This window comes from Micromonospora sp. NPDC050417 (assembly GCF_044458865.1).
Taxonomy (GTDB): domain Bacteria; phylum Actinomycetota; class Actinomycetes; order Mycobacteriales; family Micromonosporaceae; genus Micromonospora_G.
The window spans coordinates 24,443-36,142 of the sequence record NZ_JBITIH010000041.1 but is presented as its reverse complement, the minus strand read 5'-3'; the positions used below and the strand labels follow the sequence as shown (position 1 = coordinate 36,142).

Sequence of the window (11,700 nt, the reverse complement as noted above, 5' to 3'; positions counted from 1 at the left end):
ATCCCCCCCGGCGCCGCCCCCCCACCCATCCGTCACAATTTCCGGCGGCCCGGGGCCCCCCCCCCCCCCCCCCCCCGCCGCCCCCCCCCGGGGGGGGGGCCCGCCCCCCCCCCCCACGGCCGTACGTCACTGAGCACGTGTGTCACTGGGACGGCTGCGGTACCTCACAGTTGACCTTCGGGTTGAGGCCGACATAGTTGAGCGGACCGGCGATGATCGTGACGATCGTCGTACCGGCCTCCGCGCAGTTGTCGTTGTCGTCGTTGAAGTAGCCGCGTTGACCGGCCGCTATCGCTCCGATGATCAACCAGATGACAAGGATGGCCGCTCCTGCTGATGTACCTCTACGACGCACTGTTGCCTCCTCGTCCGAGAGCCTGGATGTGCGATCTCCTGATACCCAGTCCGGCGGGTCGCGCAAACGCCGGGCGTGTCGGTGCGGCCGGTGCGGGAACGGATACGGTGGCTGCCGAGTCGGAAAAGAGAGGTTGACCGGGTGGCGTACCAGGCGTGGTGGAGTCGGGAGGTGTCGCTCCGGCTGCCCTCGCCGTTGACCGAACTGGTCGACGACCGGCTCAGTCGGGCCGGGGTGCGGCTCCTGCTCAAGCGGGACGACCTGATCCACCCCGATCTGCCCGGCAACAAGTGGCGGAAGTTGACGTACAACCTGCGGGCCGCGCGGGAACAGGACCTGCGCACACTCGTGACGTTCGGCGGCGCGTACTCCAACCACATCCGTGCGGTGGCGGCGGCCGGGGCGTACTTCGGGTTCGACACGGTCGGAGTGATCCGGGGCGAGGAGCACCTGCCGCTCAACCGGTCACTGGCGTACGCGGTGGACCGGGGCATGCGGCTGACGTACCTGGATCGCACCAGCTACCGGGACAAGCACGCGCCGGAACTGCTGGCTCTGCTCCGCACCGAGTTCGGCAAGCACTACCTGATCCCGGAGGGCGGCAGCAACGCACTGGCCGTACGCGGCTGTGCCGAGATCCCGGGCGAGATCACCGAGCCGTACGACGTGGTCTGCGTACCGGTCGGCACCGGCGGCACCCTCGCCGGGATAGCCGCCGGTCTGGCGCCGGGACGGTCCGCGCTCGGCTTCTCCGTCCTCAAGGGTGGCCAGTTCCTGGTTGGCGAGGTCGAACGGCTGCAACGGGCGTTCTGCGGCTCCGTCACCACCAACTGGCGGATCGAGTACGACTTCCACTTCGGCGGTTACGCGAAGTCGAAGCCCGAGCTGGAGGCGTTCATCGCCGACTTCGCGACCCGACACGGCCTCACCCTGGACCCGATCTACCCGGCGAAGATGATGTACGGCCTCTTCGCCCTGGTCGAGGCGGGACATTTCCTCGCAGGCACCACGATCGCCGCGGTGCTGACCGGTTGAGAGCTGACGGGGCGGTCCCGGGCGCCCACGTGCTGCGTGAGCGCCCGGGGGGATTGTTCAGGCGATCGGAATGCGGCTCAGTACGGCCGTACCGACGACGGTGAAGGTCTCGCCGGCCTGGAGCGTCACCGCCGTACGGGTGCCACCGCTCAGCCGCCACATCTGCGGCGAGCTGGCCGACCGGACGAGAGTGCCGTCACGGGGTCCGACGAGGGTGCTGAGATAACGGGTCGGGATGCTGGTCATGGGATTGTTGGCGTACCCGGCCTCCTGCAGCTCGGCCATGGACGCGAACGAGAACGAGCCACCGCCGGCCATGACGTGGACCGAGCCGTCGTTGGCGCGGATGATGGTGCCGTCGCGGGGGACGTTGGGTACGCCGTCGAGGTGACGGGTGGGCATCGCGGTCCGGGACTTGCCGCCGTAGCCAGCCTGGGTGATCTCCTCCGAAGAGCCGAACGAGATCTTCGCCCCACCCGCGAACACGTAGACCGAGTTGTTCGGGTCCCGGACGAGTGTTCCGTCGGCGGGAACGTTCGACATGCCGTTGAGGTGCCGGGTCGGGATGACGGTCAGTGGCGCGTCCGCGTACCCGTTCGCGACGATCTCGTCCCAGGTGGCGAAGTGAATCTTCGCGCCGCCGACGACGACGTAGACGTTGCCCTGTGGGTCGCTCACCAGCGTGCCGTCGCGGGGGATGCTGGTGACGTCCTGGACGTAGCGGGTGGGCAGGTTCGTCAACGGCTTGCCACTGTGGCCGGTCTCGACGATCTCGGCCGGGGAGCCGAACCAGATCTTCGCCCCACCGACGAACAGGTAGATGCCACCCCCGGGGTGACTGAACACGGTGCCGTCGCGCGGCGTGCTGGCCAGCCCGTCGACGTAGTGGGAGGGCAGGGGGATGATCGGTTTTCCGCCGTGGCCGGTCTCGGTGATCTCCGATGGGGAGCCGAACCAGATCTTCGCTCCGCCGGCCGTGAGGTAGACCGACCCCTGCCGGTCGACGATGACAGTGCCGTCGCGGGGGGTCCTCGGCAACAGCCCGAACACACCGGCGGGCGCGTCGGTCCAGTTCGTGCCGTAGCCCATCGCCTGGAGTTCCTCCATGCTGACGAACCAGGCCGCCGACCCACCGGCGATGACCGCGATCGCCCCGGGCGCCTCGCGATAGAGCTGGCCGTCGTGGAACGGCATCTCGATCACGTTGCTGCGGATCCAGTCGGCCAGGTCGTCGACCCGCGCCTCGACCGCACCCTTGCGGGTCTCCGTCTCGGCCAGGCAGCCGTTCTGCCACGACGTGCTGTTGACCGCCACCAGTTCCGCGACACCGTTTCGCTCGCGGAACGCCGGTCCACCGGCATCACCCTTGCAGATGCTGGCGGTCGCCGGCTCGCGGCCGTCGATCTCGACCGTGGCGCCGTCGAACGACGATTTCGAGGTGAACGTCGCCGTCTGCAACTGGTTCGGCACCCACTCGGTGGCGGTGCGGCCGTAGCCGGCCACCCGGAGCACCTGCCCGTGACGCGGCGCGTAGGTCTCGAACCTGATCGGATCGACGTCGTTGACGGCAGTCGTCAACCGGGCGAGGACCACGTCCCGGTCCGGATGCGGCACCAGTCGCTGCACCGCCACCGTCTGACCGGGCGAGGTGGCCAGGTTGGTCTTGCCGATGGTCGCGGTCGTCGCCTGTGGCGGCGGGCCTGCCACCACTGCCGACCCACCGAAGCAAGACTTCGCGGTGATCACCCACTGTGGCGCGACCAGCGCACCCGAACAGCCACGGCTGGACGGACCGTGCGGATCGCCGACCAACAGCTTGACCACGAACCGGTACGTGTTGTCAGGTGTCGGCGTGCCGACAACGGCCTGCGCAGGCGAGCCCGCGAGGGTCGAGGCCGTGAGAGCCAGAACCAGCGGCAGGCCTATTCGCCAGGCCGAACGCGTATCTCGCAAGAAAACCTTCCTCATGTCTGTGGAGAATTGCTGACAGCATGAACCGCGACCTGGTCATGTTGGTTCTGGGCGTGGAAAATCATGCCCATAGATTGCGATTTCGGTGAGCAACGTTCATATGATGGGCCCACGTGACGCGTGCTTAGTGCTGCCTGCTGATCGACGAAAAGGATCCGTCAGTGCGCCCGCCATCCTTGCCAGATACAGCTAATTGAGTACCTGGGACCTAATCCCCAAGTAAGTTTTTGGTAATCTCGCTGAGTCGATCACTCGTGTCATGCCACATCTTCCTCGTGTCATGCCACATCTTCTTGCCCCCGTGCTCAGGTCGCCTTCGTGGGAGTCAGAAGTGCGCGCTACGACGGTTGTCGTACGTTTGCGATCGATGTCGCGGGTTGTCGGGCCGGGCGAACACTAACGATCTTCCAGCCAAACGTCAAGGTGTCGCTACGTAGCGTAGAGATTTTCTTCCTGAATCGGGCTATAAGCCGCACCGTTATTACTCATGGTTAGAGGATCGGGCTGAGTGGCTCCGAATGGAAGGAAGGGGACCCGCTCGCCTTGCGATGCCCCCTTGTGCTGAAGAAAAGCACTGCTGTTCGGGTCGGTAACGCTGCCCCAAAAGCAAGACCAGGACTCCTCGCGAGAATATCTCCAGCCTGTGCTTGAAGACTCGGGCCCGAGAGAGCGCGGCTCGGTGTAACGCTGGGTGATTACTTCCCGGGCAACTTGTCGACGATGAACTCGGCCTATAGGGTGCTGCTATCCTTTCATGCTTCCACGGGGGTTGCAGTGACGCCAGAGCCGATTCATGCTGCTGCTTGGGTGCGGCGACGTCCTGCGTTCAAATGGAGTAGGGGCGTTGCTGCTGTTGCCGTACTGGCCCTGATGCAGTCGTTACTGCAACCGGCGGCGTCGGCGTCGGCCTCGCCCGTGGACCAGACGATCGATCGTGGTACCGCGCTGTCCTATCTGGTCTCGGGCGGCCTATCGGTGCGGCGTGCAGCCGAGGTGGCCTTGCTCGGGTCTGATGACGACCTACGAGCGTTCAACGACGGTGGCCGCGCGCTCGCGCAACACGAGGACGAGCGAGCCGCAGCCCAGGTTCTTGCGGGCATGGACGATCCGTCCATGCGCGCCGCCGCGCTGCAGGCTCTGGCAGGCTCGCAGGAGGATGTCCGCGCGTTCGTCAGTGGCGGTTGGAAGACTTCGTGGCAGGCCGACGAGCGGGTACGGGTCTATCGGCTGTTGGAGAGCGGTGGTCCGACCACCAAGGCCGCCGCGCAACGTGCCCTCGATGGCACGCCAGAGGAACTGACCCAGTTCCTATCGTCGGACCGGGACCTGGCCGCTGTAGCCGATGACCGCTTGGCCGCCACCCGGATGCTCGCAGGGGCGGCAAACAACGGTGGGCCAGTGCTTGACAGCGTAGCGCGACAAGCACTCGGTGGTTCAACGGAGGAGTTGCGGGAGTTCCTAGTGTCGGGACAGTACGTGTCCCGGGCCCGGGACAAGGAGGTCGCCTGCATTCGTAGTCTTACCGAGCAGGCGATACAGGCCGGCGAGGCCACCGCGCGGGAGTCCCATGCCGCCTCGGAAGCATCGACGCGGGCGGTCAACGCGGCGGCGGAAGCCAAGCCGGCGGCTGCAGCAGCACGGACCGATGCGGGCAAAACCGCAGCAGCACGGCAGGCAGCTCAGGCAGTCCGTGGTGCGGCGGCCAAGGCTGAGGAACTGGAGCAGTTGGCCCGGGACGAGGCCGCGGCGCGACTGGCAGAAGTCACGGAGCAGGGGGTGGAGGTGGCACAGGAGGCGACGGCCGAGCATCCGGCCGCGGCCGTTGCGGGCGGTTTGGCAGCATGGAACCGGAAGTTGTTGTGGGACACCGCAGAAGACGACCCTGTGGACCCGAATACCCGAAGGCTGCCCCCGTGACGGAGTCATTCTCGGCACTCCCATGACTGTCGGCGAGTGGGAGCTGGAGCTTAGTCAGAGGCCGACTGATAGATTCCCGGTGCTTATGTGCGCGCTGGCCAGGTTGTAGGTGGAAATGATGATACTTACCGTGCTTGCCGCGCCATGTAATGTCCCAACTTCTATCGAGAGCAATCAATGGATCCCGTTCAAGGTGTCGTGCAATGTTCCATGAAAGGGGTGGCCGCTTTACTGTCGGATATCGGATACAAAGGGCGGGGGAGTTGAGGTGAAGGTGGACGCATTTTAGGGCGCGTTGATCCAAGCGATAGTGATCGACCTGCCCCTGTGTTCCAAGGCCCTTTCCTCTCCTCCTTGTGTTGATAAGTCGGGCGATATGGTTCCGGTTATCGATCGATCTCTAAGGAGATCGGCGGGCGGTCCGGGCCGTGTTGACCGGCATGACTCCATCGTGTATGGGTCTCGCGGTTTGAAGATAAGTCGATCCGGAAGTTTGGTTGCGCTCGCTCTTTCCGGGAATTCGGCGGCTAAATACATTGGATGGGGCAGTGCGAGTCGGTGTGGCTGCAAACGGTGAGATGGTTAATGTTCTTCTCCTAGAGAGTGAGTCGGCGTGATGAAGTTTTGGTCATGGCTAATGGTGGCCGTGTTAACCACGGCGGGTGCCGTGTCAGTTATAGGAGTCTATGCTTCTTCGGCCCGGGCCGAGTCGCAGACGCAGGCAGTGGACATGCCGTCGCTCGTGGAGGATTTCACTCATCCCGGTGCGGACCAGATCCTCGCGCAGCACGGTCTGAAGGTGTTCAAGGGCGACGGGCACATCGTCTTTGTGGGATCCCGTGGATTCGAGACGGATCAGCAATGTGCTCGAGACGAGATCCAGGTGGAAAAGACGCTGGATGTCGAGCCCTACGGTGTCTGGTATTGCTTCAAGAGCACGGGGCCCTCGGGCTACCTCGCCCTTGAGGTGCCGGGGACCTTTGGCATCCGTGGCGGAGACAGGCCGATCACGGCCAAGGCGAATCTTCCCGAGGGAGAACGGACGTACAGCGTTCCTGCATACACTCCTGTTGCGATCCGCCCTGGCACGGGGCCCGAAACCCCTCAAGCGGTGCTCGTGGAGCTGCGACTGACCGGTGCCTGAGTAGCGTCGGTGTGTCGAGTCGCGTCCCACTGGTCCCACCCGAAGGGTGGGACCAGTGGGACCGTCACCGAGGACTACTGCCCAGCAGATCCTCGGGGCGCTCGACCATGTACTGCGCGATCGTGCCGTCGTGGAACGCCTGCCAGAGCGCCGCACTCCGATCGACGTCTGGGTGGGCGCCTTCACCGTCGCCCGGCGGCAGAGCGGTGAGGAACCAGATGTTGCGGGCTTCCACCAGTGCCGCCGAACGGGCGACGTCGCGCAGCTCGTCGCCGGTGAAGCGGTCGTCGACGGAGACCGCCCGGGTGACCGCGTTGAGCAGCCGGTAGTTCTCCAGTGGGTTGACGTCGAACCGGGTCGATGCGGCCTTGGTCAGGAGTGCCCGCAGCAGGTTCTGTTGGCGCTCGGCCCGGTCGAGCGTGCCCTCGGGCAACTCGTCCGGTTGTCGCAGGTAGGCCCGCGCCTGTTCGGCGTCGAGGTGATTGACGCCGGCCCGGAAACGGGTCCCGTTTCGGTCGGTCACGTCGGCGGCGACCGAGAGGTCGACGCCGCCGAGGACGTCCACGACCGTCGCCAGTTCGTCGAAGTCGATCACCATGAAGTGGTCGATCCGTACCGAGGTGAGCCGTTCCACCGTACGGATCAGCAACGGGGGTCCGCCCACCGCGTGCGCGGCACCGACGGTGACCACTCCGTGTCCGGGTACGTCCACCTCGAACTGGCCCGGGATCGACACCACCGAGACGGAGTTCTGGTCGGGGGCAAAGCGGATCATCATCACCGCGCCACGCGGGGACTGCGCCTCGGGGCTGGGCTCCGAGGCTGCGGTCCCGGCCGCCTCGCCGACCCGTTCCGCGCCCGCCTGCCCGATGGCGGTTTTTCCGGACTCTCCGGGTCTCGGTTCGACGGACCCGTCGGACGGGCCCGGCTCGGAGCGGTCGGTCAGTGGCGTGGCAGCAGGACTCGGGTCTGCCCGACCCAGCTCCGCGCCGATGGCGAGGATGGTCCGACCGTTGGACGTCGTCGTACTGGCGACCGGTCGGTTGGCACCCTCCACCGGGTCGAAGACCTCGCCGACCCGGGTGATCCGGTTGGTCAGGTCCGAACTGGTGAGGTAGCCGATCGCGAGCACCCCCACCATGCCAGCCGAGAGCAGGATGACGCTGGCCAGTCCGAGGCGACGTAGCCGTCGCGTCCAGCGGTTCGTGTGGGTCTCCGGCACCGGGGCGTCGGAAAGTTCTTCCGACCGCGCGTTGCTTGCCGTCATGATGTTGTCGATTTCTCCGTCGGGTCGAGCGTTGAAGAGGACGTCGGTCAACCCCGTACCGTGTCGCTGGCCTGCCGGGCGGCCGTTGTGGCCGAGCGTCGGGCGTGCCGGGCCGGCTGCCCGTATCCGGCGGGCACCTGCGACAGCAGTGTCACCAGGAGCACCGCCGCCCCCAGTGTGCCCAGCAGTGCGGTGCTTCCCGGCACCACGCTGGCCGAGACCAGCACCGCGACCAGGCCGGCGGTGGAGGCGCCGAGGAAGAGGGTGCCGAGCAGCGCGTGCGGACCGACGCCGGCGCGTTTGAGCCGGTGCGCCACGTGGTCGGTGCCGCCCTGCAACCAGGATCTGCCGGCCAGTTGCCGGGAGACCAGCACCAACCCGGTGTCCGTGGCCGCCACGAAAACGATCAGCAGCAGGATCGAGGCCCGGTCGACCGGTGCCCGTCCCGGGGCGACCATCGCCGCGCTGGTGGCGATGAGGAAGCCGATGAACAGGGAACCGCTGTCGCCCATGAAGATCCGTGCCGGCGCGGCGTTGTGCAGCAGGAACCCGGTGCAGGCGGCGGCGAGGCAGAGCAGGAGCAGGGCCAGTTCCGGCATGCCGGCGACGACGGCGAAGACCGCCAGCGGTACCGCGGTGGCGCAGGCCACCGTGGCGAGCGCACCGTCGGTGTTGTCCAGCAGGTTGAACGAGTTGGTCACGACGATGATCCAGCCGACGGTCAGCGCCAGGTCGACCTGCTCCTGACCGACCAGGTGCAGGCGTACGCCGCCGAGGGCCACGACGGTGGCCAACAGCGCCTCGACCGCCATCCTGGTGCTCGGCCTGAGCGTCCGGGCGTCGTCGACCAGGCCGAGTAGGGCGATGCAGAGCGCGGCGCCGAGCACCAGCCAGATGCGGTACCCGGTCGTCTCGATCACCGCCACGGTCGGCACCAGGGTCGCCACGACGATGGCGGCGCCGCCGAGGTACGGCGTGACCTGGTGGTGTGCCTTGTGTGGTGCGGGTCGGTCGGTGAGGCCGTAGTGGAGCGCGACCCGGCGTGCCGGCTCCACGAGTACGGCGATGAGCAGCAGTGCCGCGAGGGTCGCGAGCACCGTTCCGGTGGCCGGCAGCGGCATGTTCACGCCGGGAGCATCTGGGTGCGGGCAACCTCTTCCGCTCTCGCCTCGGCGACGGTCTCGCGCAGGATGTCGTCGAGGGTGCGGGTCGGCGACCAGCCGATCATGCGGTTGAGCTTGCTGATGTCGGGGACGCGCCGGGTCATGTCCTCGAAGCCGGCGCCGTACGCGGTCTCGTAGGGGACCAGTCGTACGTCGGAGGTGCTCTGGGTGGCCTTCACGATCCGCCAGGCGAGGTCGAGGATGCTGATCTCGGCGGGGGAGCCGACGTTGACCGTCTCGCCGATCGCCGCCTCGCAGTCGAGTAGCCCGATCAGCGCGGCGACCACGTCGGTCACGTGCGCGAAGCAGCGGGTCTGCGAGCCGTCCCCGTAGACGGTCAGTGGCTGTTCCCGGACGGCCTGTCGGACCAGGCGTGGGATGACCATGCCGTACGCCGGGCTCTGCCGGGGGCCGACCACGTTGAACAGTCGGACGACCATGCTCGGCAGGGATCGCTCCCGGTGGTACGCGTTGGCGAGAATCTCGTCCACGGCCTTGGCGGTGCTGTACGCCCACCGTACGACCGCGGGGCTGCCGAGGATCCGGTCGGCGTCCTCGCTCAGCGGGCCGCGCGAGTTCTTGCCGTAGACCTCGGAGGTGCTGGCGATGAGGATTTTGCGGCGGTAGCGGTGCGCGGCCTCGATCACGATCTCCGAGCCACGGATGTTGGTGGTGAGCGATTTCAGTGGCTGTTCCACGATCAATTTGACGCCGACCGCGGCGGCGAGGTGCACCACGGTGTCGCACCGGTGCACGAGTTCGTCGACGACCAGTTCGTCGAGCACCGATCCCTGGACGAAGTGCAGGTCAGGGTGGGTCGATGCCTGGTCCAGATTGGCGATCCGTCCGGTGGACAGGTTGTCGAGTACGACGACCCTGTCGCCTCGGGCGAGTAGTGCGTCCACCAGGTGCGAGCCGATGAAGCCCGCTCCGCCGGTGACCAGAATCGTGCCGCGTGGCATGAAACGCCCCCTCTGTATCGCTCGCCGCCGTGCCGCGAGTCTCGTTGGTAATCGGCCCCGTTGAGCACGATAGGGCATATACCATCGCTAGGGCGACGAATACTGATTTCGTCCTACATGATCGTTTTATGGGCATCTTGACGGCAAAGCAGTTGATAAGTGCGATGTCGGTCCGACGTCCAGTTGTCTAACTCGTCAGACGAGAGAGGGATATCGGGTGAGAGTCCTCGTTACCGGCGGTGCCGGCTTTATTGGCGCCAACACCTGTCGCGAATTGGTCGATAGGCCGGAAATCGGACAAGTGATCGCGCTGGACGACCTGAGCACCGGCTTCGCGGCGAACCTCGACGACCTGCCGGTCCGGCTCGTCACCGGCTCGATCCTGGACCGTGCCCTGCTCGCAGAGTTGATCGACGGCGTCGACGCGGTCATCCACCTGGCCGCACGACCGTCGGTGCCCCGCTCGCTCGCCGACCCGGTGGCCAGTCACGAGGCGAACGCCACCGGCACCCTCTACCTGCTGGAGGCGTGCCGGCGGGCCGGAACGTACCTCGTCGCCGCCTCCTCCTCCTCGGTCTACGGCTCGGTGGCCGAACTACCCAAGCACGAGGACCTGGCGACCCGCCCGATGAGTCCGTACGCGGCCAGCAAGCTCGCCGCCGAGGCCCAGGTGCTGGCGTACCACTCGGCGTTCGGCGTACCCACGCTGGCGCTGCGGTTCTTCAACGTCTACGGGCCGATGCAGTCGGTCGGGCACGCGTACGCCGCGGTCATCCCCGCCTTCGTCGACGCCGCCCTGCGCGGGGAGCCGTTGACCGTGCACGGCGACGGGGCACAGAGCCGCGACTTCACCTACGTCGGCACCGTCGCCCAGGTGCTCGCGGACGCGGTCGTGCACCGGATCACCTCGACCGTGCCGGTGAACCTCGCGTACGGCAACCGGGTCTCGCTCCTGACTCTGATCGGCAAGCTCGCCAACCTGATCGGGCACCCGGTCGAGGTCGAGCACACCCCCGCCCGGATCGGCGACGTACGGGAGTCGCAGGCGGACTCGACCCGGCTCACTGCCCTGTTCCCCGAGGTCCGACCGGTGCCGCTGGACGATGGGCTGGCCCAGACCGTGCGGTGGTACCAGAGTCTGTTCCGGTTCGCCGAAGACCCAACCTCGGCGCCGATCGCGGATACGGAGCCGGTTCACGCGGTCGGCTAGCCCGTGGCCCGGCATCGTGGCCGCGTCGTACCACGGCGTTAGGCTGCCGCGGTGGCCGAGACGATCGAGGGCGAGACGTTCCGCAACGAGGACTGGTACGGCGACGAGATCGCCGACCGCACCTACCAGGGGTGCACCTTCCTGCACGTCGACCTGACCGAGGCGACGACGCGGGGCGCGGTCTTCCAGGGCTGCACCTTCGGCAACGTGAAGTTCAACGCCTCCCGGCACCACGACTCGGCATTCCTGCGGTGCACCTTCACCCGCTGCAACTTCTTCGAGGCCGAGTTCACCGGCTGCAAGCTGGTCGGCAGCACCTTCGTGGAGTCCGCGCTGCGCCCGCTGCGGGTGGTCGGCGGCGACTGGTCGTTCGTCGCGCTAGCCGGCGCCGACCTGCGGGGGGTCACCGTCAACGGTGTCCGGATGCGGGAGGTCGACCTCGCCGGGGCGAACTGCACCGAGGCCGCCCTGGTCGACGTCGACCTTTCGGGCGCGCAGTTGCGCGGTGTCAACCTCGTCCGCTGCGACCTGCGTGGCAGTGACCTGACCGGGCTCGACCCGAGCACCGCCCAACTGAGCGGTGCGATCATCGACCCGGCCCAGGCGGTGGTGATCGCACAGACCCTCGGCCTGGTGATCCGCTGACGGCCGCCGCGCCCGTGAGTCAACCCGCTCA

At 66.9% G+C, this 11,700-nt stretch carries 10 protein-coding genes; 5 read left to right on the top strand and 5 right to left on the bottom strand.

Annotation, left to right across the window (positions count from 1 at the left end; translation table 11 throughout):
* Window positions 1-142: 142 nt before the first annotated feature.
* Window positions 143-355 carry a hypothetical protein gene (locus ACIBF5_RS31540; protein ID WP_396816538.1) on the bottom strand — a complete coding sequence of 71 codons (213 nt, stop codon included), beginning with the start codon at window positions 353-355 and terminating at the stop codon, window positions 143-145.
* 141 nt (window positions 356-496) lie between these two features.
* Here ACIBF5_RS31540 and ACIBF5_RS31535 point away from each other — a divergent pair, with 141 nt between their 5' ends.
* Entirely contained in the window at window positions 497-1,390 is an 894-nt protein-coding gene (locus ACIBF5_RS31535) for a 1-aminocyclopropane-1-carboxylate deaminase/D-cysteine desulfhydrase (RefSeq protein ID WP_396816537.1), read from the top strand.
* Window positions 1,391-1,447: 57 nt separating this feature from the next.
* Here ACIBF5_RS31535 and ACIBF5_RS31530 read toward each other — a convergent pair whose 3' ends face one another.
* Entirely contained in the window at window positions 1,448-3,358 is a 1,911-nt protein-coding gene (locus ACIBF5_RS31530) for a S1 family peptidase (RefSeq protein ID WP_396816536.1), read from the bottom strand.
* Window positions 3,359-4,231: 873 nt separating this feature from the next.
* Between ACIBF5_RS31530 and ACIBF5_RS31525 the strand changes: the two genes are divergently transcribed.
* The gene (locus ACIBF5_RS31525; RefSeq protein WP_396816535.1) at window positions 4,232-5,278 is read left to right on the top strand and encodes an ALF repeat-containing protein; all 1,047 of its coding nucleotides are present in this window, start codon (window positions 4,232-4,234) and stop codon (window positions 5,276-5,278) included.
* A 730-nt stretch (window positions 5,279-6,008) separates the two neighbouring features.
* Window positions 6,009-6,422: a hypothetical protein gene (locus ACIBF5_RS31520; RefSeq protein ID WP_396816534.1), complete on the top strand. Its 414-nt coding sequence runs from the start codon at window positions 6,009-6,011 to the stop codon at window positions 6,420-6,422.
* Window positions 6,423-6,486: 64 nt separating this feature from the next.
* Here ACIBF5_RS31520 and ACIBF5_RS31515 read toward each other — a convergent pair whose 3' ends face one another.
* The 3 genes from ACIBF5_RS31515 to ACIBF5_RS31505 are packed head-to-tail and all read right to left on the bottom strand — an operon-like array spanning window position 6,487 to window position 9,814.
* Entirely contained in the window at window positions 6,487-7,740 is a 1,254-nt protein-coding gene (locus ACIBF5_RS31515; RefSeq protein WP_396816533.1) for an LCP family protein, read from the bottom strand.
* The gene (locus tag ACIBF5_RS31510; RefSeq protein WP_396816541.1) at window positions 7,737-8,810 is read right to left on the bottom strand and encodes an MraY family glycosyltransferase; all 1,074 of its coding nucleotides are present in this window, start codon (window positions 8,808-8,810) and stop codon (window positions 7,737-7,739) included. The genes ACIBF5_RS31515 and ACIBF5_RS31510 overlap by 4 nt, the downstream gene beginning before the upstream one ends.
* A gap of 2 nt (window positions 8,811-8,812) precedes the next feature.
* On the bottom strand, window positions 8,813-9,814 hold the full coding sequence (locus tag ACIBF5_RS31505; RefSeq protein WP_396816532.1) for an NAD-dependent epimerase/dehydratase family protein: 1,002 nt from the start codon (window positions 9,812-9,814) through the stop codon (window positions 8,813-8,815).
* Window positions 9,815-10,031: 217 nt separating this feature from the next.
* On the opposite strand from ACIBF5_RS31505, the gene ACIBF5_RS31500 reads away from it, so the two are divergent.
* Both ACIBF5_RS31500 and ACIBF5_RS31495 read left to right on the top strand, forming a co-directional pair.
* Window positions 10,032-11,024: an NAD-dependent epimerase/dehydratase family protein gene (locus tag ACIBF5_RS31500; RefSeq protein ID WP_396816531.1), complete on the top strand. Its 993-nt coding sequence runs from the start codon at window positions 10,032-10,034 to the stop codon at window positions 11,022-11,024.
* Window positions 11,025-11,075: 51 nt separating this feature from the next.
* Window positions 11,076-11,669 carry a pentapeptide repeat-containing protein gene (locus ACIBF5_RS31495; protein ID WP_396816530.1) on the top strand — a complete coding sequence of 198 codons (594 nt, stop codon included), beginning with the start codon at window positions 11,076-11,078 and terminating at the stop codon, window positions 11,667-11,669.
* Window positions 11,670-11,700 lie beyond the last annotated feature (31 nt).

Bases quoted from the DNA above. Each gene is read 5' to 3' on its own strand.
- ACIBF5_RS31530 (WP_396816536.1), bottom strand. From the start codon at position 3,358: ATGAGGAAGGTTTTCTTGCGAGATACGCGTTCGGCCTGGCGAATAGGC.
- ACIBF5_RS31525 (WP_396816535.1), top strand. From the start codon at position 4,232: ATGCAGTCGTTACTGCAACCGGCGGCGTCGGCGTCGGCCTCGCCCGTG.
- ACIBF5_RS31520 (WP_396816534.1), top strand. From the start codon at position 6,009: ATGCCGTCGCTCGTGGAGGATTTCACTCATCCCGGTGCGGACCAGATC.
- ACIBF5_RS31510 (WP_396816541.1), bottom strand. From the start codon at position 8,810: ATGCCGCTGCCGGCCACCGGAACGGTGCTCGCGACCCTCGCGGCACTG.
- ACIBF5_RS31505 (WP_396816532.1), bottom strand. From the start codon at position 9,814: ATGCCACGCGGCACGATTCTGGTCACCGGCGGAGCGGGCTTCATCGGC.